The following is a 22,145-nucleotide window of genomic DNA, read 5'->3' on the forward strand; positions in this document are numbered from 1 at the left end:
AGGAGCTGCACATGGACCACCGGGACGTCGACACAGCCCTGGCGGAGTCGCTGAAGGTCCTGGGACCGCATGCCGACGAGGACTGGACGGTGCCGGCCGGTCCGCTGGAGTGGAGCTGCTGGGAGACGGCGGCTCACATCGCGCACGACCTGCTGGCCTACGCGGGGCAGGTGGCGGCACGTCCCGCCGACTCCTACCTCCCGTTCGACCTGACCGTCCGCCCCACCGCCTCCCCGGCCGACGTGCTCCGGACGGTCGCCGCCTGCGGCCGCCTCCTCAGCTCCGTACTGGCCGCGGCCGGTCCGACCTCGCGTGCCTGGCACTGGGGTCCCTGCGATCCCGAGGGCTTCGCGGCCATGGGCGTCGCCGAAATCCTGCTGCACACGCACGACATCACCCAGGGGCTGGCCGTGGACTGGCAGCCGCCCGCACCGCTGTGCGCGGCCGTCCTCGGTCGGCTGTTCCCCGACGCTCCTCCCGGAGACCCCGTCCAGGTGCTGCTCTGGTGCACCGGCCGCCAGGAACTGGACGGCCTTCCCCGCCGAACCACATGGGTGTGGAAGGCGGCGCGCTCCGACTGACCGCACCCACCCGGCGAACCGTCTCGGTCACGGCACGGGCCGGTCGGTAGGGCGGCGGTCGGTAGGGCTGGTCGGTGGGGCGGCGGGCGGCGGGCGGCGGGCGGCGGGCGGCGTCGGTGCGAGGGCACCGGCGCCGCCTTCGCGTTCCGGGGGCCTGGGGGCCGGACCCCGGGGTCACTCCTCGACCGGCAGCCCGGCCTCGCGGGCGAGCACACCCAGGGCCCGGCGGAGGGACTCGCGTTCGGCGGGGGAGAGGGCGGCGGCCAACTCGTCGTCGACGGCGTGCGCCAGGGCGGTGCACTCGTGCAGCAGGGCGCGGCCGTCCGCGGTGAGGGTCAGCGTCTGGCGGCGGCGGTCGGCGGGGTCGCGCTCGCGGGCCACCGCGCCCAGCGCCTGCAACTGGTCGGCCAGGCTGACCACCAGGCTCGGAGCTACTCCCATCACCTGGGCCAGCTCCAGTTGGGAGGCGGCGGCACCCGCGTCGAGGGTGGCGAGCAGCGCGACGTGCTTCGGCTTGAGGCCGCGGCTCTCGACGGCGGCGGTGAAGCGCGCGGTGGCGACGGTGCCCAGGGTGCCGAGGCGGAAGGCGAGCGAGGAGGTCAGCGAAGGGGGGTTGACGGCGTCCATGGCAGCGATAATATCTCCACAGAATCATTCAGAGCTCGAATCATTGGAGATGTGCTTGATATGCGGGGGACGATGACGGACTCACCGCCGCTCGGGGCCGGCGCCCTGGCGCTGCCGCACCTGGCGACGGCGCGGCGGGCCACCGGGGGCGCACGATGACCGCGCTGCTGCGCACGGCCGACGACGCGCTCGCCTTCCTGCTCGAACTCGCCGTCTACGCCGCCGCCGTACGGTTCGCACTCACCCGGCGCACCACCCGGCCGGCCCGCTGGGCACTCGCCCTCGCCCTGCCCGCCGGGTACGTCGCGGTCTGGGCCCTGTTCGGCGCACCGGGCGCGCAGGTGCCGCTGCACGGGGCGGCCCGGGCGGTGCTGGACCTGGTCTGGTTCGGCAGCGCGGCCGTCCTGCTCCGGTCAACGGGGCTGCGCCGTACGGCGGTTGTCTTCGCGCTGGGCTACCTGCTGACCACGGCGGTGCACCTGGCGCTGAGCTGAGGCGGGCCGAGGTGGGCCGTGCCGTGCGGCGGGGCGACGGCCGACCGGGGGAACGGTGAACCGGAGCGGGGCGGCGGGCCGTATCCCCCGGCGAGAAATCCCCGTGGGCGGCGGCGGACCCGGGACGGGCCGGGTGTCGGCCGGCCCTGACTCAGGAGAGCGACCGCCATGCCCAAACACCGGCTCAGCCGCCGTCGGCGGATCGCCGCCGCTGCCACCGCGATCGCGGCCGGCGGCGTCCTGATCGTCGCGCAGAACGACGCCCCGGCCGCCGCCACCGACCCGGTCGGCCTCAACGCCGCCTACGAGTACCTGGGTTGGGGCGACGCCCAGGACCCGGTCGCGGTGATGAAGGCGACCGGGCTCAAGCAGTTCACCCTCGCCTTCCTGCTCGCCGGCCAGGGCTGCGACCCGCGCTGGGACGGCAGCCGTCCGCTGACCGGCGGGGACGACGAGGCGAAGATCAAGGCGATCCGCGCGGCCGGCGGCGAGGTGGTGGCCTCCTTCGGCGGCTGGGACGGCGCCAAGCTCGGCGAGAAGTGCGCGGACTCCACCCAACTCGCCGCCGCCTACCAGAAGGTGATCGACGCCTACCAGTTGAAGGCGATCGACATCGACATCGAGTCCACCGAGCTGACCAGCGCCGACGCCCGGCAGCGAGTGGTCGAGGCGCTCGGGGCGGTCAAGGCGAAGAATCCCGGCCTGCGGGTCTACGTCACCTTCAGCACCGAACTGAACGGCCCGGACGCCGACGGCGCCGACCTGATCGCCCGGGCCGCCAAGGCCCGCGTGGAGGTGGACGGTTGGGTGGTGATGCCGTTCGACTTCGACAGCCACCCCGGCACCATGGTCGACGCCACCGTCTCCGCCCTGACCGGCCTCCAGCAGGCCCTCGTCCACGCCTACGGCTACGACGCGGACACCGCCTGGCGGCACACCGGCCTGTCCTCCCTCAACGGGCACTCCGACAGCAAGGACGAGCTGGTCGGCCCGGCGGACTTCCGCGCCATGCGGGACTTCGCGGCCGCCCACCACCTGGCCCGCTTCACCTACTGGGCCGTCAACCGGGACCGCCCGTGCAGCGGGGAGTTCACCGCGGAGAGCGCCTCGGTCTGCGGCGGGATCCAGCAGGACCCGTACGCGTTCACCAGGATCGTGGCCGGCTACCACGTCGACTCCACCCCTGGGGGACCTGTCGGCACCAGCTCCCACTGCCCGGACCCCGAGCCCGCCAATCCCGAGCCCGCCACCGGTGTGACCACCACCGCGAAGCCCGCGGCCGACGGCGGGTCACCCGCTCCGACGGCCACCCGCAAGCAGACCCGGCGCGCGGCAACCGAGGCCACCACCGCCACCGGGATGCCGGCGGACGACCACCAGCCGCCGGAATCGGGCGCCTCACCGTCGCCGACGGCCACCCGGCAGCAGGAGCGGCGCGCGGCGAGCACCGCCACCGCCACGGCCGGGGAGCCGGCCGGTCCGACGGACGACGGCTCCGACGGGCCCACGGCGAGCCCGAGCGCGAGCCGGACCAAGCACGGGACGCCCGGGCCCACCGCCTCCGCCGCGTCCCCCACCGAGTCCCGCGCCACGAGCACCCGTACGGCCCCCGCGACGCCGACGGCGGACTGCACCACGGTCTCGGCCCCCGCGCCCGGCCCGACCACCCCGACCGACGCGCCGACCGATACCGGCACGGGCACCGGAACGGCTCAGCCGAGCCGGACGCCGGCGCCCACCGCGACCGCCTCCGACACCGATCCGGCGCCCACCGACGAGCCCACCACGGCGCTCCCGGCCCCGACCCCGACCCAGTCCTCCGCCCCCACCACGTCCCCCAGTCCCGCCGCCCCCGCCCCGGCGCCCACCACCGAAGCGGCCTCCGGTACGGCCTCCGGCACGGGCACCGGCACCGGCCAGGCCCTGGCCCACACCGGCGGCGGCGACGCCACCGGCATCCTGATGGAGGGCGCCGGCGCCCTGCTGCTGCTCGGCGGCGCCTTCGGCATGGTCGGCACCCGCCGCCGCCGCGAAGGCGAGCGCGCCCGGTAGCGGGCACCGCCCCGGGCCGAGCGGCCGACCGCCCGGCCCGGGGCGGGGTGAGGGTCCGTGAGGTGACCGGGCGCGTGGCGGCCCGCGCGGTGGAGGACGTGCGGGACGGTTTCCCGGGATGCGGGCCGGGACGCCGCGGATTCCCCGGTGGCCGAGGGCTGCGGCGGACGCCGTCCTTCCGTCCGTCGGCCCAGCTCAACGGCTGCGCCCGGTGGGTGCCGTACCCGGGTGGCGGCTCGTCCCATCGGCCGGGCGGGTGCCGTGAGACGCGGCCGTCCGGCGGATGGGACGGCGTACCCCTCCCGTACGGGTGGCCGGGTGAGGCAGAGTTCTGACGAATCATCATGGATTTGGAGACCCCTGTGAACACCGTCCTCCCCACCCGGCGCCGCTTGTCGCTGGGCCTGGCCCTGGCGTCCGTGCTGACGGGCGTCGGCGCCTTCACCGCCTCGGCGGCCTCCGCCGCGACCGTGCCGGCCCCGATACCGATCACCTCTCCGTCCTGCCCGGCCAACCTCCAGAAGGGCGAGGTCGACGGCTGCGTCACCCAGCTCCAGCTGGAGCTCAACCAGACCGGCGCCCACCTCACCGTGGACGGGCAGTTCGGCTCGGGTACGGACACGGCGGTGCGCGACTTCCAGACCGCGCACTCCCTGGACGTGGACGGCATCGTCGGCCGGGCCACCAAGGCGGCCATAGACGCGGCCGCGGCGGCCGCCTCCGGCACGGTCGACCTGCGCACCCAGTGCGGGGACCTGCAGAAGGGCGCCACCGGCGCGTGCGCCAAGACCCTGCAGTCCATGCTGAACACCTTCAACGCGGGCCGCCTCACCGTGGACGGGCAGTTCGGCCCCGCCACCGACACGGCGGTGCGCAACTTCCAGGCCGCGCACGCCCTGACCATCGACGGCATCGTCGGCACCGCCGTCAAGAACGCCCTCTACGGCAGCAAGCCCGTCCCGCTGCCCAGCGGCCCGATCGACTCCACCAAGGTCCTGAACGCGGCCAAGTCCTACCTGGGCGTCCCGTACGTGTGGGGCGGCGGCCACTCGCTGCGCGGCGAGGGCCCCGGCCCGTCGCTGGGCACCTGCGACGGCTACACCGGTTCGATCCAGCCCTGCCCGGCCAACACCACCGTCGGCGTGGACTGCTCGGGCCTGGTCCGCGCGGCCTTCTGGTTCGGCGCCGGCATCGACCTCGCCAACGGCGGCGACACCACCGAGCAGACCCTGGACAAGCACCTCACCCCGATCACGGAGTCCCAGCGCCGCCCGGGCGACGTCGAGTACTTCGGCAACGGCCCGCACGACACCCACCACGTGGTGATCTACGCCGGCACCGACTCCGCCACCGGCGCGGACATGATGTACGAGGCCAAGGAGACGGGCACCAATGTCCACTACGCCGGCCTGCGCACCGGCGGGTACTGGTACCGGGTGACCGCCTGACGGTCCGACGGTCTGACAGCAGGCCCGGACGGGCGCTCGCGCGGGTGACGGTTGCCGTCACCCGCGCGTCGCGTCACCCCTGGCAGGTGACCCGGACCGCGGCGGCCGCGAGGTGGGCGTGGGTGGCCCGGCCGGAGCCGGTCCAGTCCTGGCCGCGGTTGTGGAGGCGGACGGTCAGTGGTCCGGCCTGGGCGCGGAAGGTGCCGGCGTCCACCCAGCTGCCGCGGTGGGAGACCTGGTCGACGGTGAAGGAGCCCAGATCGGCGCCGGAGGCGGCGGCCACCGTGTAGTAGGCCGGGGCGCCGCCGACCTGTTGGACCGAGGAGGAGTCCGGGACGTAGACGGCGACGCCGCAGGAGGCCGGGCCGGGGCCGGTGTCGAAGGTCCACAGGGCGTAGGTGCTGTTGTCGTCCTTGGCGCGGTCGCCGGACATCGGGACCGCGTCGTACCGACCGTCGCAGGAATCGCCGCCGTAGCCGCCGCTGCTGACGGTGACCCAGCCGTCGGCCCCCTGGCGGAACGCCCCGACCTCCTGGAACCGGGCGCCGGGGCCGGAGCAGCCGAGTCCGGCGACGGCCCGGTAGCCGGGGGCGGGCTGTGGGGCGGGCGGGGCCTGCGGGGCGGCCGGGGTGGCCGAGGCGGGTGTCGCGGCTGGTGCGGGGGCGGTGGCCGCCGGGGCGGTGGGCCGGGAGGCCTGGGCCGTGGGCGGGGCCTGGTGCGGGTCGTCGGTCGGGGACGGCGCGGCGGACGGGCTCCCGGTGGGCGTGCCGGTGGGGTCGGCGGAGCTGCCGGGCGTCGCGGTCGGCTCGGTCGACCCGGTGGGTGCGGGCGTCGGGGGGTGGGCCCGGCCGTGGGTGCCCAGGGGCGAGCGGCCGGTCGGCGCGGCGGCCGTGGCCGGGTCGCCGCTGCCGCCGTCCGGCTCGATGAACGGGGCGACGAGCAGCAGGACCGCGCCGGTGGCCATCGAGGCGGCCATCGCGATCCGGCGGGCGTCCCAGCGGGACCGGTCGCCCAGCCGGCCGAGGCCGGCGGACAGCCGGGCGGCGAGCGTGGCGGCGGTGGGGTGCGGCGGGCCCGGTTCGTCTTCCTCTTCCTCGGCGATCCAGGGCAGTTGGAGGCCAGGGCCCGGAGTCGCGCCGTGCGGGTCCTCGTTCAACGGGGGCCTCCGGCGGGGTCGGTGAGGTCGGTGAGGTCGGCGGGGACGGTGAGGGCCTCGGCCGGGGCCCCGGCGGTGTCCGCCCCGTCCGGCAGCGGTGCCCGGACCCCGGTGCGGGTCGGGCCGGACGGTGGCCGGGCCGGGGTTCCGGCCACCGCGGGCCCCGCCGCGCCGGCCGGGTGCGGCCGGGCGGGAGCGGGTGGGGGCGGGACGTGCACCGCGAGGAGTCCGGCCGTGACGAGGCCGGCGGCGGCCGCGCAGCAGATCACGGAGATCCGCCTCGGTGATTCGGTCCTGGTCACGTGTGCTCTCCCCGGGTGACGGTGCTCGCCGGGTTGCACGGCCGGCGGGCGCCGACCGGTTCACGGCGCCGACCGGTTCACGGGGGTCGACCGGTTCACGGGGGTCGACCGGTTCACGGGGGTCGACCGGTTCACGCTGGTTCGAACCTCCCGGGCCCGCCGTCCGTGGTACCGGGTGGGGCCGGGCGACGAACCGGCGCGGACGGACGAGGGAGGACCGCAGCGATGGCCTGGTACCAGGGGCCGAGCCGGATCACGGTGACGGCGGTGGAGGGCGAGTGGCCGCAGCGGGCGGTGGTGACCGTCCGGGGCGCCGCCCCGGTGGAGATCCCGGCGACGGTCGGCGCGGTCCACCTGGTGGTGGCCGACAGCTGGCAGCTGGCGCTGGAGCACCGCTACGGCTCCGAGTGGTGCCCCAACATCCGTGCCGTACAGGGGCGTTGGCAGGAGATCCGGGGCGTGCTGACGCAGTCCGTGCACAGCCGCAACCGCGACCGGGCGGGCGACCGCCGGGACCGCAACCTGGTGCTGCGGATCGAGCGGGTCGAGCCGGACGGCGGCACGCCCGCACCTGCGGCCGGGCCGGCGCCGTCGGCGGCACGCCGCACCACGGCCTCCGGCGCGGCGGCGCCTGCGGCCTCGGGCGTACGGACGACCGCAGGCGGCTCGGCCTCGGCCCGCCCCACCACCTCGGCGGCCTCCACCGCGGCGACCGCCTCCGCCGGCGTACCCGCCGTACCCGGCCTGCCCGGCCGTGCGCCCGCGCCGTACCGGCCGTCCCGGGGCGTCTGAGCGCGCGCCCGTCACGGCGGCCCGCACTGCGCCAGCCGTTCCTTCACCCGCTCCACCTGCCGGGTCATCCGCCCCTGCTCGGCGGCGAGTTCGAGGGCGTGCTCCCAGTGGGCGCGGGCCTCGGCGGTCCGGCCCCGGTCGTGCAGCACCTGCCCCATGACGTCCGCGAAGTCGAACTCGGCATGGGCCTGGTTGCCCTGGGCGCGGCCGAGTTCCAGGGCGCGGTGGATCTGCTCGACCGCCTCCTCGGAGCGGCCGAGCGCGCTCAGCACCTGGGCGTGGGTCTTGGTCGAGATCACCAGGTACGGGTCGGACTCGCGGCCGGCCAGCAGGGCGAGCGATTCGGTGATCGGTGCGAGGCCCTCCGCGGCCCGGTCGGCCCGCAGCAGGGCGTCGGCGAGGTTGTTGAGTGCCTGGGAGAGCGTCCGGTCGTCGCCGCCGGCCCGGGCCTCGGTGACCGTCTCGACGATTCCGGGGAGGGCCTTCACCGGGTCGCCGTAGTCGTCCAGGAAGCTGTTGCGCATGCTCAGGTAGCGGTGCCGCAGGACGGGCCGGCTCTCCGGGTCGGCGACGGCGACGGCGCGCGCGGACTGCTCCAGCGCCTCGGCCCGTCGGCCCAGCCAGCCCAGTGACAGGCTGTGGTTGGAGTACAGGTGCGGCCAGTCGGCGGCGGTCCCCGCGGCCTCGGCGGCGCGCAGCGCCGTCCGGGCGGAGTCCTCCCAGGCGCGGAACAGGCCGGCGTCCAGGTAGAGGTACCCGGCGTTCTCGACCATCCAGCAGGCGTACTCGGGCCGTCCCCACCGGCCGGCCAGGGCGATCAGGCCGCGGACGGCGGGCTCCTCGCCCCGGAACCAGTCGAGCGCCTCCGCCGAGCTCGCGAACTCCGGCGCGCCGCCCGGGGGTTGTGCGGACGGGCGGTGGTGCCGGGCGTCCGGCCGGGCCAGCACGAGGCCGGCCGCCGTCGCGGCGAGGTAGTGGTCGAACAGCCGGGCCAGCGCCGCGTCCCGAGTGGCGGCCGGCAGCTCCTCGGCGGCCTGCCGGGCGTACAGCCGGACCAGGTCGTGCCGCTCGAACCGGCCGGGAACGGTCTCCGCCACCAGGTGCGCCCGGTGCAGCAGTTCCAGGGCGGCGGCCGCCGCCCGCAGGCCGGTGCCCGCGAGCGCGGCCGCGGCCCGGGTGTCGACCTGCTGGCCGGGGTGGATGCCGAGCAGCCGGAACAGCCCGGCGGCCGGGCCGGGCAGGCTGCGGACCGTCAGTTCCAGGGCCGCCGCCACGCTCAGCGCGCCCTGGGTGGCCAGCGCGGCCAGCCGGGAGCGCTCGTCGGCCAGTTCCCCGGCCAGGGTCGCCACCCGCCAGTGCGGGCGGGTTGCCAGCCGGGAACCGGCGATCCGCAGCGCCAGCGGCAGCCCCTCGCACAGCTCCACGACCCGCCGTGCCGCCTCCGGCTCGGCCGCCAGCCGGGGCCGTCCGGTGACCTCGGCGAGCACGTCGAAGGCGTCCCCGGCCGGGAGCGAGGCCAGCGGCAGCGCGCGGGCGTCCGCCTCGACGACCAGCTCGGTCAGCCGGTGCCGACTGGTCACCACGACCGCGCAGCCGGGCTCGACCGGCAGCAGCGGGCGGACCTGCCCGGCGTCGCGGGCGTTCTCCAGCACGATCAGCACCCGGCGCCCGGCCAGCAGTCTCCGGCAGGCGGCCGCGGCCTCCTCGGGGGTGGACGGCACGGCGCTCTCGTCGGCGCCGAGCGCCCGCAGCAGCTCGGCCAGGGCCTCCTCGGGGCGCAGCGGTTCGGTCTCGTCGAAGCCCCGCAGGTTGACGGCGACCCGCCCGTCCGGGAAGGCCGGCCCGAGCCGGTGCGACCAGCTCAGGACCAGGGCGGTCTTGCCGACCCCGGCCGGGCCGGTGACCAGCAGGACCGGGCCGTTGCCGCCGTGCCCGGGCCGGTGCGTTCGCCGGAGGCTCGCGCACTGCTCGTCCAGCCAGGCCAGTTCGCCCGCCCGGCCGACGAAGCGGCGGGGAGCGCGCGGCAGCCGGGCGGGGGCGGGCGCGGGTCGTTCTTCCGCAGCAGCAGCAGCAGCAGTGGCGGCGGCGGACCGGACCTGAGCCGCGGCCTCGCGCAGTGCCGGCCCCGGGTCGATCCCGGCCTCCTCGGCGAGCCTGCCGCGCGCCTCCTCGTACACGGCGAGGGCCTCGGCGCTCCGGCCCTCCTGGTGGAGGCAGAGCACGGCGAGGCGGACGAGTGACTCGCGCAGCGGGTGCTCGGGGAGTACGGCGGTGAGCTGTGACGTCACCGACCGGCCCCGGCCGGTGCGCAGCGCGTGCCCGGCGAGCTGCTCCAACGCCTCGACCCGCAGGGTCTCCAGCCGTCCGGCGGCGGCTTCGCGCAGCGCGGCCGAGCCGCAGTCCGCCAGGGTCGGCCCGCGCCAGAGCGCGAGCGCCTCGCGCAGCAGAGGGACCGCGGCCTCCTCCCCGTCCGCGGTGCCGGCGCGGTCGAGCAGGCGTTCCAGTCGGTGGGCGTCGATCAGCTCCGGGTCGGCGTGCAGGACGTAGCCGGGTGCGCGGGTCTCCAGCCGGAGCCCGCCGTCCAGCAGGGTGCGCAGCCGGGCGATGTGGCCCTGGAGCGCGGCCCGGGCGGTCGACGGCGGGGCGTGCTCCCAGGCGAGGTCGACCAGCCGCTCGACCGGGACGACCCGGTTGGCCTCCAGCGCCAGCGCGGCCAGCACGGCCCGCCGCCGGGACCCCCCGACGTGCACGGGCACGCCCCGGTCGCTCCGCAGTTCCAACGGTCCCAGCAGGAGAATCCGCATGCCGCACCCGTGTTCCCAGTCCGTCCCCGGCCCCCGGCTGCACCTTAGCCGGATCGCCCCTCGTCCCTCGCCCCTTGCCCCACCCGACCGGGGCCGGGGGCCGCCGGGCCGAGGTGGTGGGAGGCGACACCCCCTACCAACCGGCTGGCCCCGTTGATCGGTTGCCTCCCGCCCGCGGGAACTTCTGCGGCCGGTCCGTCAGTCGGCGGTCTCGACGGTCAGGGGCGCTCCGGAGCCCGGCCCGCGCAGTCCGCGCAGTCCGTGCCGCGCGCGCAGGACCGTGGCCCCGGCGATCAGCTCGGCGGCCGTGATCGAGTAGACCGAGCCGCGCTCGAACACGGCCGCGTGGTACGGGACCGGGGCCGTCGGCATCATCGTGAGCAGGACGACGGCGCACACCAGCCCGACCGCGCCGCACCCGAGGACCGCCCAACCCGGCCACCGGGCCCGGCCGCTGCGCACCAGGTGCGCGCCCAGCACCACCGCCAGCAGGTTGCCGCCGATGATCGCCATGCCCGCGCCCAGACCGTGCCAGGCCATCGACCCGTCCCGGTCCGCCTCCGGCGAACCGTGCACCAGTCCGACCAGGACGATCCCCACCCCGTGGACCACGGCCAGGACCACGTACGCCCAGCGCAACCACCCCGGCAGCAGGTGCTGCAGGACCAGGGCCGCGGCGACGAACAGCAGACCCTGCGCGATGAACCCGGCGTTCATCACCCCGTTCAGCGGCGAGCAGATCGTCCGGCCCTGCAACACCCCGCCGCAGGAGGGCACACCCAGATCGCTGATGAAGTTGTGCGCGTAGTCGTAGACCGGGTCCCGCCAGGCGGAGGCCGCCATGGCCTCGGCGACCACGTACTGGACCGCCGCGACCACGAGCGCCACCGCACCCGACTTCCACGCGACTGCCCTGACCTCGTCGTCGATCGCCATCCTCAAAAGCCTTCCGTGTCGGGCCCGACGGAGTTCCAGGAGCCGGGACCACGATCCTGGCGCACGGAGCGGCAGTTGCCGGGCCGACACCACGCACCGGGTCCCCGACCTCCCTCACGTCCCGACTTTCCCGATTCCCGGTGGCGGCGCCTGCCGCGCGATTGACTGGGGGGACGGGCGAGACGCCGATCGGACGTGCGGACGCCACGGAACCGCAGGGCGATGGTGAAGGAGAGGTGGCAGCGATGGCCGTGCAGGAACGCCCCGTCGTCGTGACCGGGTCGGGCAGCGTGCGGGGCGTCGTGGAGGGCGGCGTGGCCGCGTTCCGCGGCATCCCGTACGCGGCCTCCCCGGTGGGGGAGCGGCGCTTCGCCGCGCCCGGACCGCACCCGGGCTGGTCGGGCGTCCGCGACGCCGCCCGTCCGGGGCCGGCCGTGCCCCAGGGGCCGTCCCGGCTCGAAGCGGTGATGGGGCGGCGCGCCCCCGACTGGGACGAGGACGGCTGCCTCACCCTCAACGTCTGGTCGCCGGAGCCGCCGGGTCCGTCCGGCCCTCCTGCCGAGGGGTCCTCCCCGGGCGGCCGCCCGGTCCTGGTCTGGTTCCACGGCGGCGGGTTCAGCAGCGGATCCGGCGGCTGGGACTGGTACGACGGCCGACACCTCGCCGCCGCCGGAGGCCTCGTCGTCGTCACCGCCAACTACCGCCTCGGACCGCTCGGTTACCTCCACCTCCCGGAGCTCGGCAGCGACAACCTCGGGGTGCGCGACCAGGCCGCCGTCCTCGCCTGGGTGCGGCACAACATCGCCGGCTTCGGCGGGGACCCGGAACAGCTCACCGTCGGCGGCCAGTCCGCCGGCGCCTACTCCGCCCTCCACCTCGCCCTCGCACCGGAGACCGGCCCGTGGATCGCGCGGGTCGTCACCCAGAGCGGCCCGTTCGGCCTCCCCCCGCAGGACCCCGGCGAAGCCGCCGACCACGCCCGCCGCTTCCTCGGGATCCTCGGCCTGGACCGCGGCCCCGACCCGCTGGCCGCGCTGCGCGCCGTCCCGCCCGGGCAGCTGCTCACCGCCTACGGGCAACTCGCCCGGGACGTCGCCCGCCCGGGCAACGTCGCTCCGCCGATGTACCCCGTCCTCGGCGGCTACGGCCTGCCGGTGACCTGGCAGCAGGCCCTGGCCGACGGCCGCCTGGACGGCAAGCAGCTGCTGACCGGCACCACCCGGGACGAGATGACGGCGTTCTACGCCTTCGACCCGGCCGTCCGCACCGCCACCGCCGAGCGGGCCCGCGCGATCGCGGCGACCCTGGCGGAGGACGGCGCCGAACGGTACGACCGCACGGCCGCCACCGTTCCACGGACGCCGGGCGACATCCTCACCGAGGTGGCCACCGGACTCCAGTTCCGTGACCGGACCCTCGCCATCGCCGACCACCACGCCGCGGCCGGCCACCCCACCTACGTCTACCGCTTCGACCGCACCCCGACCCCGGACCCGGCCCGCCTGGGCGCCACCCACTGCGCCGAACTCCCCTACCTCTTCACCACCTTCGACGCCTACCCCGACAGCCCGATGCTCGGCGACGCGACCCCCGCCGCCCGCACCCTCGGCCACGCGTTCTCCCACGCCGTGGCCACCTTCGCCGCCACCGGCCGTCCCCCCGCCGAGCACTGGCCCCCGTACGCCCCCGCCGACCCGACCACCGTCCGCCACTTCGGCTGATCCCGGGCCCCTCGGAGGCGCAGGCGAAGGGGGCTTGAATCTCCCGTCGGGGGAGACGCCAGGCAAGGGGAATGGACGGCGACACGCCTCACTCGATCGGCGAGCCGGTTCGGCGGGTCAGTCTCACGGTCAAGGCCATTCGATTCCACTCCGATCGCGAAATCGTGACGCCGACGGCCCTCAAAGGCGTCGCCTCCGGCAAGCCCTCGGCCGAGGTGGGCTATTGGACCGCGGTGCATGCGTGCGGGCGGAGCGTGGCGCCCTGCGCCCTTGAGGCCCTCACCGGCGGGGCCTTCGCCACCTTCGGGAACGGCGGGCTGGCGCAGCTGGAACTCCTGCATCAGGTGGACAACTCCGTCTCGTGCCGGGTCGCACAGAAGAGCCGGTACGCATTCGACCGCATCCTGCTCGCGGCACCGCCCGCCTTCCCCCCTCGACGGCCATCTGCACATCCGGCGCAGGGACGGCTGAGACCCACCCGCTTTCCACGGATCGGCGCACCTCGCGTCCCTCCCGGAACCGATCCGCAGGCCTTGAGCATTACCGGCCGACAGGGCGTCACGAGGTCGAGAGCCCGCGCTCCTTCGGCGCACGGCCCTGGCCCCCGCCGCCACCGTGACGGCGCGCAGAGATGCCGGTTCCCGCATGCCGCTCGACAGCTGATGTCACAACAACCACTAACCTTGTGATTTATCCGTTTACGGCGGTTCGTCGGGGTTTGGTGCCCTTCTTGTGGTGGGCGGGGCGGGCGTATGCCTCGCCGGTGGCGAGGACTCTTCCCACCTCGTAGCGGGTGGCGGGCTGATTGTTCTTCGAGCCGAGCGGTCGGCCGGGGCCGGGGCGGGTTGGTTTCGGTGCACGCGCCGGTGAGGGTGCCTTCGTGTGGAGGTTCCTGAATCCGCGCCGGACACGGGCTGGGGTGAGCTTGTTCGGTTCCGCCGGTCGCTCCCAGGGGTGGCGGAGGTCGGCGACGAGCGGGCGGGCGAGGCGCAACTGGGTGTGAGCGGCGACCACCAGCCAGGTCCAGCGGTCGGCCGCTGTGGAGTCGCGCAGGCGGGGCCGGGTCCAGCCGAGGGTCTGCTTGAGTAGGCGGAAGGTGTGCTCCAGGTCGAAGCGGCGGAGGAAGGACTGCCAGCAACGGTCCACGTCGGCCGGGGTCGCGCCGGTGCGCGACCACCACAGCCAGACCGGACGGTTCACCCCACCGCTGGGCAGCTTCTCGACGGCCAGCCGGATCACCGTGCCCTCGATGACCGGTAGCGGCCCGTCGTGCTCCAGCCAGGCAGCCCGGCGGGTCAGCCGGGGGTGGAGACGGTCCCAGGCCCGGGCGACGGCGGTGCCGTAGCGGCGGGTGTCGGTGGTGGTGACCGCCTGCTCGGCGTCCCAGGTAGCGGGGTCGCCGAAGACGAACTCAGCCCCGTGCTTGGGCGGCCGGCCCCCGGCCGGGTTGGCCGCGGCGAACTCCGCGCGGCTGGGCGCCGGTCGGCGCATCACCCGGTCCGAGCGGAGCCGGCCGAGGACCTGCACCGGCAGGTCGCCGAGCAAGTGGGCGATACGCGGGGCGTCGTATCCAGCGTCCATCACCACCAGGATCTCCGGATCGCTGGCCTTCCACTGCCCTGCGGCGATCAACCTGCCCACCGTGTCCCGGAGCTGGTCGGTGGTGACGGCGGCCAGGTCGGCGCCGGGCTCCAGTCGCACTGCGTCCAGGACGGCCGTCCACGACGTGCGCCTGGCCTCCAGCGCGACGACGAATGAGTATGGCCAGCCGGGGATCATCTGGTGCTTGGCGTCGCCGCGGCCATAGGTGTGGCAGAACGACCGGTCCGGGCAGGTCCCGGCGTCCGGCCGCAGCCACGGCGAGACGTCCACCGCCAGCACCAGGCGGCCGTCGGCGGCCCGCGGCAGCGACAGGCTGGCCAGCTCGGTCCGCAGCCGGTCGATGTCCAGGCGGCCCTTGTTCAACGAGCCGTACAGGGCGCCGTGCCCACGCCGGTGCTCGGGCGCGAGCGCCAGGTCCACCAGAGTCTTCACCGGGCCCTCAGCGCACAGCAGCGCGTCGGCCAGCTCGAACAGCGCGTCCCCTCGACCGCGCAGGCAGTCGTAGGAGTCCGCCCGGAAGCGTGACAGTTCCGCGAACGGATCGCGCTGGCTTGCCTGTTCCACCACACTCGTCACCACGGCCTTCGCGTGAAGTCCTCGATCTTTTAGCCGAGTTCAGGATCACGTGAAGGCCGACCCACCGTCTTGGGAATCCCCGTGTGGGTGACAGGGTCGAACACTCAGATTCGGGGACCTCGGCGGCAGCGGATTCCCCACTCGCCGCTGGGCGAGAAGGTCTCGCCGTTTGCTCGTGTCACGGACAGACTTCGGCCGTCGAAGCTGATCCGGTCGCCGATCGCCAGGAAGAGCGGGCTGTCCAGCTCACAGAAGCCGCCGCTATCCGTCTCAAGATCGTCAACCATCATCATCCGCGGGACCGGAGTGACTCCGTCAGCAATCAGCAGCATGCCGGGATCGTCCCACACCCGGTTGATCGACGGCGTTCGATTTCCGGCGGCCGAGAGGTTAAACGGCAAACTGATCCTCCGTCTGGAAGGGGCCCTTGATGGCGAACCTGGTCTACAAGCGGGTCTCGACCGACCAGCAGTCCACCGCCCGGCAGAACCTTCTCCTGGACGAGGCCGGCATCGAGAACCCGGACGTCTTCGAGGAGGCCCCGGGCATCTCCAGCCGCCTCCACCCCCTCCAGCGGCCGAAGTTCGGCGAGCTGCCGGCGTACGCGCGCCCGGGCGACACCGTCCACATCTCCGAGATGTTCCGCCTGGTGCGCGGCACCGGGCACATCCTCGACGTGCTCGACGTCCTGCACCGCGACCGCCTCGCCCTGCGCATCCACGACGGCGCGTTCTCCGCGATGGACCTCACCGCCCGCCACCCGCGCACCGGTGAGCTGCTGTCCACGGTGAAGTTCATCGTGCAGACCCTCGCCGCCGCCGGAGAACTCCAGCGCGACCTCCAGCGAGAGCTGACGTACGACGGGCTGCGGGCCGCCGAGGTGAAGGGCAGCAAGGGCGGCCGGCGGCCGGCGGCCGGCCGTCGCGGCCGGGAAGATCGCCGACGTGCGCACCGCGTACCTGGAAGGCCGCTCCATCGCCGCCCTCGCCCGCGAGAACGGCGTCAGCCGCGGCGCCATCCGCACCGCCGTCGCCGACCTCCTGCCCGAGCGCACCCACGCCGGTGAGGACACCCCACCGACGAGCTGCCGGTCACCCTCGACATGCCGGGCAAGGTCGCCGACTTCCTCCGCACTGCCGAGCTGGAGCCCGCCGACCGCGCCGCCCTCGACCAGGGCGTGGCGGTACGACGTGGCCAGGGCTACACCCTGCGTGTCACCGCCCAGTCCGCGGCCCACCGCCGACTCCTCGCCTGCTGCCAGCCGCTCGACGGCACCCCGGGCCTCCCGGCGGTCCCGGCTCAGCGCAAGGCCCGCCGCGAGTACGAGAATCAGGGTCAATGCGCTCGCGTCGATCACACTTTGATCGTTCTCACCGATAACCACGGTTCCGTTGATCCCTGAGGCCGGAATTGACGGCAGCACTGACAGCTGCCCTTGCAATCGGCACGGAATGCCCGATCTGCGTGGGATCGCGCGACGGTGGGTGGGTGGGTGAAAAGGGCACCGAGAGGCCGGTGACGCGACGCCATAAGGGGCCGGGCGGCCCGTCAATTACGGTGCGCATCACCGGCATCCGACAGCTGGCGCCGGCGGGCTTTCAGCCGCTGCCGAGGATCCGGCGCAGGAATGTGACGGCTCTCGTGCCGGGCGGTGGGGCTACTCCGGTGCCGTCCGGACCGCCAGGGCCGCCTCGCGGACGTCCGGGTGGGGGTGGCGGCGCAGGGTGCGGAGGGTGGCGCGCCAGTGGGGGTGCCAGTTGGTGCGGGGGCCCAGGGCGTGGGTGAGGGCGACGGCGAACAGGCCGTGGACGCAGCCGGCGTGGGCGGTGAGCTGTTCGACCACGCGGTGCAGGACCGCCGGGTCGCCGGGGCGGCGGGTGGCGTTGAGTCGGTTGTGCAGGGCTTCGGCCGTGCGGGTGGCCGGTAGCGGGCGGTCGGCGTGGAGGGTGGCCAGCGCGTCGAGCTCGGCGAGCAGGCTGCCGTACGGCGCGTCGAGGTCCAGGGCGGCGGCCCGCAGGCGCAGGGCGAGGGGTGCGAAATCGGGGGCCGTGGTGAGGAGTTCGGCTGCGTCCCGGGCCGTTGCGACGGCTGCCGCGGTGGGGCGGTCGCCCACGCCCACGCCGAGTCGGGTCGCCAGGAAGTCGATCCGTTGCCGGGCCGGCCGGTCGCGGTCGGGTGTCGCGTCCAGCTCGTCCGCCGCCGCGTGCTCGCTCGCCAGCAGCCGCGTCAGGGCCTCGGTCAGTCGGCGGCCGGTGCCGCCGGTGGCCAGCACCACGAGGCCGCTGGCGGCGGCCCGCCAGGAGGAGCGGTTGGCGAGGTCGACGGTGCCCGCCAGCAGGAGGTCTTCCGCCTCGGGGTACCAGGGCGCCCAGGAGACCAGCCGGTCGAGCGCGGCCTGGGCGGTCTCCGGGTCGTCACCGCCCGCCACCCGGCTCACCAGGGCGGCGTAGCGGGGGCGGTCGGCGGCGGTCAGGTCCAGCGGGCGGGTGCGCAGCACCGCGGTCCGGGTGACGGGCGGGCCCGCCGCGGCGCCGTCGAGCATCCGCCAGGCCGCGGGCGCGGGGAGCAGCTTGACGGCGGCGGCCACGGCGGCCGCCCGTACGTCGCGGTGTTGTTCGGGCCGGTCGTGCACCTCGGTGAGGAGCGTGAGCGCGGTGTCCAACGGCAGCAGGCGGGCGACCAGACGGACCAGTTCCTTGCGGCTGGTGACCTTCGTCCCGCCGCCGGCGGCGGCCCCGGCGCTGTCGGCTGTCCCGGAGCTGCCGGCCGGTCCGGGCAGCAGCGCCTCCCGCAGCACGGGTGCCAGGCGCGAGGGCGTGACGAAGCCGGCGGCCCGCCCGGCCGCGTACAGGGCCACCCGGGCCCGGTCGTCGCCCGCGTGGGCCAGCAGCAACGGCAGTGCCTCGGCGGGCCGGTCCGTCCGGACCAGGGCCCCGAGCGCGGCCTCGGCGAGCACCGTGTCCGGGGACTCGGCGTACCGGTGGACGGCGGCGAAGCCGAGTTCGGGGATCGCCGCCAGGGTGCGCAGGTGCCCGGCCCGGGTGTGCACGGGCAGCGAGGCGTCGTCCGCCGCCCCGGCCAACAGGTGCGCGGCGGCCGCGCGTTGCCGGGGCGCCCAGCACTCGATCCCGTCGGTCGGCGGCAGCCAGCGGGACCCCGCCGCCAGGAAGCGCCCGTACGGCGGGGTGGCGCCGAGCACGGTGTCGAGCAGGTCGGTGCGCTGTCGGGCCAGCACGACGAGCACCTGTGGCAGGACGGCGGCCGAGGGCTCCAGGTCCAGGACCCGGGCCACCCGCTCGCCCCGGGTCGCCGGGTCGGCGATCCAGTGGCCGACGGCCTGCCGGACGGTCGCGTTGTCACCGAACTGGACGGCCTCCCACAGGAGTTCCTGCAGTTCGGGCAGGCGGTGGGCGCGTCGGCCCAGGGCCCCGGCCAGGGCGAAGGTCAGGGTGTGGTCGACCTTGTCCGCGCCGGCCGTCAGCCACGGCCGCAGCGCCTCGAAGACCTGGACCTCCTGGCCGCGCCGCAGCGTGGTGTCCAGCCGGCCCAGCGGAATGCTGCCGAGCGCCCCGGAGAGCTGCCGCAGGGCGGCCAGGGCCCAGCCCAGCAGGGCCTGTTCGCCGCTCGTGGCGTGCTCGCGCAGCACCCCGAGGGCGAGCTCGGAGAGTGCCTGGCGGGTGTGCCAGGAGGTGTCCCGGGCCTCGACGGCGTCGGTGACGATCCGGGTGAGGGCGTCGGCCGCCGCGCCGGTGAGGAGCGCGGGCGGGACGGCCGCCAGCGCGGCCAGGGCGGGGGAGCGGACCGGGTCCTGCTCGTTGCGCAGCCGCGCCAGCTCGGCGAGCAGCTCCCCGACCGCCGCCGCGTCGCCCGAGCGGGCCGCGTTGCGCACCAGCAGCGGGTAGGCCAGCGCCCGGTCCTCCGCGGCGGGCCGGCGGGTGGCCGCGAGCAGCCGCGGCCGGGCCTCGGCCACCGGCAGGTGGGCGACGTGGGCCAGCACGACGGACCACGCGGCGCCGCGCTCGGCGGCCTGCTCGGCCATCCGCCGGGCCTCGGCCTGCGCCCGACGGCGGGGCAGCGCGTCGAGCACGGCCTCGGACAGGTCGTGGTGGCCCTGGTCCCGGTCGGCGGTGGCGTGGTCGTAGAACGCCTCGCGGCGGGACGGCGGCAGGGCGCGCAGCAGTCGGGCGAGCCACATCGGGGCGGTGCTCCAGGCCCGGGCCAGGTCCGCCAGCTCGGGCGTGTCGAGCCGGGCGGCCCGGGTCAGCGCGCTGCGGGAGATCGACGCGGTGGCGGCCCGCTCGGGCACGGTGACCAGCCGGATGGTCCGGCCGGGCGCGGCGGTCAGCAGCCGGCCCAGGCACTGCTGCACCGGCTGTGGCAGGCGGGTGGGGCAGTGGCGTTCCAGCAGGTCCAGCACCCGCTCCGGCCGGTTCCCGGCCACGGTTGCCAGGGCGTCCCCGTTGCGGTACCACCAGGCGGTGCGGGCGGACTCGGGCAACTCGTCGAGCTGCCGGGCCAGTTCGTCCAGCAGCAGGTCGGGGTGGCGGCGGGCCAGCTGGTGCCAGTTGGTGAAGGCCGGGAACAGTCCGGGCAGGAGTTCGGCCACGGTGCCGGGCCCGCAGCCGGGCAGCAGCCTGGCGGCGGCCGCGTCCCCCCAGGACCGCCGGAAGGAGTCCAGCAGCCGTTCCGCCAGCTCGGTGCGGCCGCGGGACACGATGAGAGTGGTGAGCCGGTGGCGCAGCACGGCCGGCGCGTCGGCGAGTGCCGCGGCCAGCGCCTCGTCGGGGACCGGCAGGTGGAGCGCGGCCTTCAAGGCCTGGCGGCTGACGGCCGGGTCGGGATCGGTGAGCCGGGCGGCGACGAAGGCGACGTCCTCGGCGATCGTGGCGGCGACTCCGGCCAGTCCTCGACCGTAGGCGCCACGCGTGTCCAACTCGGCCAGCAGCGGGCGGAGTTGCTCCGGGTTGTTGCCGCGCAGCTCCCTGGTCCAGGCGGCGAGCCGCCGGATCCGGGCCGGGTGGGCGAGCGGATCGAGCTCGGCGAGGAGGTGGTCGACGGTTTCGGCGGGAGTCTGCGGTGCGCTGGACATGCCCGTCATTCAACCTGCCCGCCGCCCCTGCCGTCGCACGGTTTTCGGGTGCGGCGGGTGCGGCGGGTGCGGCGGGCGGGACGGGGGCTGGCTGGCAGGCGGGCAGGCGGGCAGGCGGGCGGGGCGGGGGCTGGTGGGGCCGGGTGCGGGACGGGCTCAGGTGGTCGACGGGGTCAGTGCGCCGGGCGCCTGGCGAAGACCTGGTGGTCCGCGGGCGCGGGCGGGGCGCTCGGGCCCGCCACCAGGTTGCGGCTGGTGGACTCGAACAGGACGGTGCCGCCGTGCGCGTCCACGTGCGGGGTGGTGGAGTCGCCGTTGCCGAGCGAGCCGTCCGCGGCGTCGGAGACCCGCTCGACGCGGCCGGTGCGCAGGTCGTAGCGGTACACGTCCCAGTGCTCGTGCTGTGCGCCGGGCACCAGGTTGGTGGCGGAGGAGTCGAAGTACGCCCAGTGGTCGTTGCCGGTCACCTGGGGGCTGTCGGAGGTGGCGGTCGAGACCGTGCCGGGCAGCCCGGCGGTGAGGGGGATGAGGGCGCCCGTGTGGAGGTCCCGGGCGAAGAGCTGGTCCTGGTACCGGTCGCCGCCGGGGGCGCCGACGGGGACGGTCAGGCCGTAGACGGCGTACCGCCCGCTCGGGCTGAGCGTCGCGTCCAGGGTCGCGTCGGGGCTGACGTGCCCGGCGGGGTCGTAGCTGACCGGGAGGACGGCGTGCGACCGCACGTCGTAGGTGTAGTAGGTGCCCGCGCGCATCCGCCCCGAGGCCGGCGGCGGGGCCGGGTCGGCCCGGTGCGCGGGGGCGCCGGTGACGCCCAGGTCGGTGGCGTTCGAGCTGAACCCGACGGTGCGGCCGTCCGCGCTGATCGTCGGGTTGACGGACTGGCCCCGGGAGGCGGCGCCGGCGGCGGTGGCGGACACCACCCGGGTGGTGTGCGTCCACAGGTCGGTGAGGTAGACGTTCGAGTCGTAGTTCGGGAGGCGGAGCCGCTCGCCGCGGTCCGCCGTGGTCGCCGTGGCTGCGGGTGCGGCGGCCGGGACGAGGTCGGTGCGGTCGGAGACGTAGGCGACGTAGCGGCCGTCGGCGCTCATGGACGGCGCCGACGCGCTGTGGCCGGGATCGGGGTCGGGGGTGCCCTGCGGGGCGCTGACCAGCCGGGTGTGCCCGGTCAGGCGGTCGCGGACGTAGACGTTCTCCCGGCCCGGGGCGGGGGCGCCGGGGACGACGTTCGCGGCGGTGGTGTCGAAGGCGACGTACCGGCCGTCGGCGGAGACCGCCACGCCGACGGTGACGCCGCTGAGCGCGGAGCCGTCGTCGGCGAGGTCGACCCGCTCGGTGCGGCCGTCGCCGAGGTCCCGCAGGAACGCGTCGGTGCCCCCCTTCGACGGCTGGGCGACCAGGTCGGTCGCCGCGGAGGTGAACACCGCGGAGCGGCCGTCGGCACTGACGGCCCCCGACTGGGCCTGGCTGTTCGCCTCGGCGCCGTTCGGCGTGACGCTGACCGGGACGGTGGCGGACCGACGCGTCTCCGGGCCGGCCTGCGCGGGGGCGGTGGCCAGGGCCGGTGCGGCGGCGGTCAGGGCCAGCGCGGTGGCGGCCGCAAGGGCGGTGACGGGGCCGGCGAAGCGGCGATTGACGGGATGCATGACGGAGTGTCCTCCCCGGGTCGACCGCCCGCCGCTTCCGGACGGCGGGCACCGGGGAGAGCCAATCGCCGGGCGGTGCGGGCGGTCAACCGACGGCGCGGCGAGGAGTGGGGATTGCGCCAACTTTCTTTTCCAGTAAGAGAGTTGACTCGCCGGAGAGGGTCGTATGACGCCCGCCCCGAGGGCCGGCGAACGCGGCGGAAAACCTTGGTGGGGGTGTTGTCGTCGACCAACCGTGCCCCCGTCGGGGCCCGGCGGCGGGGCGGTGATCTACGGTCGAGGTGCGTGCGAGTGTGAACGCGAGTGTGGCGCGGGAAGGCGGGAG

At 75.6% G+C, this 22,145-nt stretch carries 17 protein-coding genes and 1 pseudogene; 9 read left to right on the forward strand and 9 right to left on the reverse strand.

What is annotated here, in order from left to right; translation table 11 throughout:
* Window positions 1-11 precede the first annotated feature (11 nt).
* Window positions 12-581, forward strand: a complete 570-nt coding sequence (locus ACFC1T_RS05990) for a DinB family protein (RefSeq protein ID WP_375884113.1) — start codon at window positions 12-14, stop codon at window positions 579-581.
* A 174-nt stretch (window positions 582-755) separates the two neighbouring features.
* Here ACFC1T_RS05990 and ACFC1T_RS05995 read toward each other — a convergent pair whose 3' ends face one another.
* Window positions 756-1,208 (reverse strand): MarR family winged helix-turn-helix transcriptional regulator, encoded by a 453-nt coding sequence (locus tag ACFC1T_RS05995; RefSeq protein WP_375884116.1) that lies wholly within the window; start codon window positions 1,206-1,208, stop codon window positions 756-758.
* A 155-nt stretch (window positions 1,209-1,363) separates the two neighbouring features.
* On the opposite strand from ACFC1T_RS05995, the gene ACFC1T_RS06000 reads away from it, so the two are divergent.
* The 3 genes from ACFC1T_RS06000 (at window position 1,364) to ACFC1T_RS06010 (ending at window position 5,202) form a co-directional block, all read left to right on the forward strand.
* Complete coding sequence (locus tag ACFC1T_RS06000) at window positions 1,364-1,702, forward strand: YrdB family protein (RefSeq protein WP_375884118.1); 339 nt, start codon at window positions 1,364-1,366, stop codon at window positions 1,700-1,702.
* Window positions 1,703-1,870: 168 nt separating this feature from the next.
* Window positions 1,871-3,754, forward strand: a complete 1,884-nt coding sequence (locus ACFC1T_RS06005) for a hypothetical protein (RefSeq protein ID WP_375884121.1) — start codon at window positions 1,871-1,873, stop codon at window positions 3,752-3,754.
* Between the two features lie 350 nt (window positions 3,755-4,104).
* Window positions 4,105-5,202: a peptidoglycan-binding protein gene (locus ACFC1T_RS06010; protein WP_375884124.1), complete on the forward strand. Its 1,098-nt coding sequence runs from the start codon at window positions 4,105-4,107 to the stop codon at window positions 5,200-5,202.
* A 73-nt stretch (window positions 5,203-5,275) separates the two neighbouring features.
* Here ACFC1T_RS06010 and ACFC1T_RS06015 read toward each other — a convergent pair whose 3' ends face one another.
* Window positions 5,276-6,358: a hypothetical protein gene (locus ACFC1T_RS06015; protein WP_375884127.1), complete on the reverse strand. Its 1,083-nt coding sequence runs from the start codon at window positions 6,356-6,358 to the stop codon at window positions 5,276-5,278.
* Window positions 6,355-6,660 carry a hypothetical protein gene (locus ACFC1T_RS06020; protein WP_375884129.1) on the reverse strand — a complete coding sequence of 102 codons (306 nt, stop codon included), beginning with the start codon at window positions 6,658-6,660 and terminating at the stop codon, window positions 6,355-6,357. The genes ACFC1T_RS06015 and ACFC1T_RS06020 overlap by 4 nt, the downstream gene beginning before the upstream one ends.
* A gap of 225 nt (window positions 6,661-6,885) precedes the next feature.
* On the opposite strand from ACFC1T_RS06020, the gene ACFC1T_RS06025 reads away from it, so the two are divergent.
* Window positions 6,886-7,452: a hypothetical protein gene (locus tag ACFC1T_RS06025; RefSeq protein WP_375884132.1), complete on the forward strand. Its 567-nt coding sequence runs from the start codon at window positions 6,886-6,888 to the stop codon at window positions 7,450-7,452.
* Window positions 7,453-7,463: 11 nt separating this feature from the next.
* On the opposite strand, the gene ACFC1T_RS06030 is transcribed toward ACFC1T_RS06025, so the two are convergent.
* Both ACFC1T_RS06030 and ACFC1T_RS06035 read right to left on the reverse strand, forming a co-directional pair.
* On the reverse strand, window positions 7,464-10,208 hold the full coding sequence (locus ACFC1T_RS06030) for a BTAD domain-containing putative transcriptional regulator (protein ID WP_375884134.1): 2,745 nt from the start codon (window positions 10,206-10,208) through the stop codon (window positions 7,464-7,466).
* Between the two features lie 246 nt (window positions 10,209-10,454).
* Window positions 10,455-11,192 carry a DUF998 domain-containing protein gene (locus tag ACFC1T_RS06035; protein ID WP_375884137.1) on the reverse strand — a complete coding sequence of 246 codons (738 nt, stop codon included), beginning with the start codon at window positions 11,190-11,192 and terminating at the stop codon, window positions 10,455-10,457.
* Window positions 11,193-11,437: 245 nt separating this feature from the next.
* Here ACFC1T_RS06035 and ACFC1T_RS06040 point away from each other — a divergent pair, with 245 nt between their 5' ends.
* Window positions 11,438-12,913: a carboxylesterase/lipase family protein gene (locus tag ACFC1T_RS06040; protein ID WP_375884139.1), complete on the forward strand. Its 1,476-nt coding sequence runs from the start codon at window positions 11,438-11,440 to the stop codon at window positions 12,911-12,913.
* Window positions 12,914-13,092: 179 nt separating this feature from the next.
* Window positions 13,093-13,384, forward strand: a pseudogene (locus ACFC1T_RS06045) (GNAT family N-acetyltransferase); the annotation flags it as partial.
* Window positions 13,385-13,603: 219 nt separating this feature from the next.
* On the opposite strand, the gene ACFC1T_RS06050 reads toward ACFC1T_RS06045, so the two are convergent.
* Together ACFC1T_RS06050 and ACFC1T_RS06055 are read right to left on the reverse strand one after the other, a co-directional pair.
* On the reverse strand, window positions 13,604-15,091 hold the full coding sequence (locus ACFC1T_RS06050; protein WP_375884141.1) for an NF041680 family putative transposase: 1,488 nt from the start codon (window positions 15,089-15,091) through the stop codon (window positions 13,604-13,606).
* Between the two features lie 104 nt (window positions 15,092-15,195).
* A complete protein-coding gene (locus ACFC1T_RS06055) occupies window positions 15,196-15,492 on the reverse strand; it encodes a hypothetical protein (RefSeq protein ID WP_375884143.1) in 297 nt (98 codons plus the stop codon).
* A 29-nt stretch (window positions 15,493-15,521) separates the two neighbouring features.
* On the opposite strand from ACFC1T_RS06055, the gene ACFC1T_RS06060 reads away from it, so the two are divergent.
* Together ACFC1T_RS06060 and ACFC1T_RS06065 are read left to right on the forward strand one after the other, a co-directional pair.
* Window positions 15,522-16,157: a recombinase family protein gene (locus ACFC1T_RS06060; RefSeq protein WP_375884145.1), complete on the forward strand. Its 636-nt coding sequence runs from the start codon at window positions 15,522-15,524 to the stop codon at window positions 16,155-16,157.
* Between the two features lie 36 nt (window positions 16,158-16,193).
* Window positions 16,194-16,493, forward strand: a complete 300-nt coding sequence (locus ACFC1T_RS06065; RefSeq protein WP_375884147.1) for a hypothetical protein — start codon at window positions 16,194-16,196, stop codon at window positions 16,491-16,493.
* A 255-nt stretch (window positions 16,494-16,748) separates the two neighbouring features.
* Here the strand turns inward: ACFC1T_RS06065 and ACFC1T_RS06070 are convergent, their stop codons facing one another.
* Both ACFC1T_RS06070 and ACFC1T_RS06075 read right to left on the reverse strand, forming a co-directional pair.
* Complete coding sequence (locus tag ACFC1T_RS06070; RefSeq protein ID WP_375884150.1) at window positions 16,749-20,180, reverse strand: hypothetical protein; 3,432 nt, start codon at window positions 20,178-20,180, stop codon at window positions 16,749-16,751.
* 173 nt (window positions 20,181-20,353) lie between these two features.
* Entirely contained in the window at window positions 20,354-21,820 is a 1,467-nt protein-coding gene (locus ACFC1T_RS06075; protein ID WP_375884153.1) for a TolB family protein, read from the reverse strand.
* Window positions 21,821-22,145 lie beyond the last annotated feature (325 nt).

Origin of the sequence: Kitasatospora sp. NPDC056076, from assembly GCF_042266305.1 — a bacterium.
Lineage (GTDB): Bacteria > Actinomycetota > Actinomycetes > Streptomycetales > Streptomycetaceae > Kitasatospora.

What these genes read in the sequence shown, in the direction of transcription:
- ACFC1T_RS05990 (WP_375884113.1), top strand. Translation starts at nt 12, where the DNA reads ATGGACCACCGGGACGTCGACACAGCCCTGGCGGAGTCGCTGAAGGTC.
- ACFC1T_RS05995 (WP_375884116.1), bottom strand. Translation starts at nt 1,208, where the DNA reads ATGGACGCCGTCAACCCCCCTTCGCTGACCTCCTCGCTCGCCTTCCGC.
- ACFC1T_RS06000 (WP_375884118.1), top strand. Translation starts at nt 1,364, where the DNA reads ATGACCGCGCTGCTGCGCACGGCCGACGACGCGCTCGCCTTCCTGCTC.
- ACFC1T_RS06005 (WP_375884121.1), top strand. Translation starts at nt 1,871, where the DNA reads ATGCCCAAACACCGGCTCAGCCGCCGTCGGCGGATCGCCGCCGCTGCC.
- ACFC1T_RS06025 (WP_375884132.1), top strand. Translation starts at nt 6,886, where the DNA reads ATGGCCTGGTACCAGGGGCCGAGCCGGATCACGGTGACGGCGGTGGAG.
- ACFC1T_RS06035 (WP_375884137.1), bottom strand. Translation starts at nt 11,192, where the DNA reads ATGGCGATCGACGACGAGGTCAGGGCAGTCGCGTGGAAGTCGGGTGCG.
- ACFC1T_RS06040 (WP_375884139.1), top strand. Translation starts at nt 11,438, where the DNA reads ATGGCCGTGCAGGAACGCCCCGTCGTCGTGACCGGGTCGGGCAGCGTG.
- ACFC1T_RS06060 (WP_375884145.1), top strand. Translation starts at nt 15,522, where the DNA reads ATGGCGAACCTGGTCTACAAGCGGGTCTCGACCGACCAGCAGTCCACC.
- ACFC1T_RS06065 (WP_375884147.1), top strand. Translation starts at nt 16,194, where the DNA reads ATGCCGGGCAAGGTCGCCGACTTCCTCCGCACTGCCGAGCTGGAGCCC.
- ACFC1T_RS06070 (WP_375884150.1), bottom strand. Translation starts at nt 20,180, where the DNA reads ATGTCCAGCGCACCGCAGACTCCCGCCGAAACCGTCGACCACCTCCTC.
- ACFC1T_RS06075 (WP_375884153.1), bottom strand. Translation starts at nt 21,820, where the DNA reads ATGCATCCCGTCAATCGCCGCTTCGCCGGCCCCGTCACCGCCCTTGCG.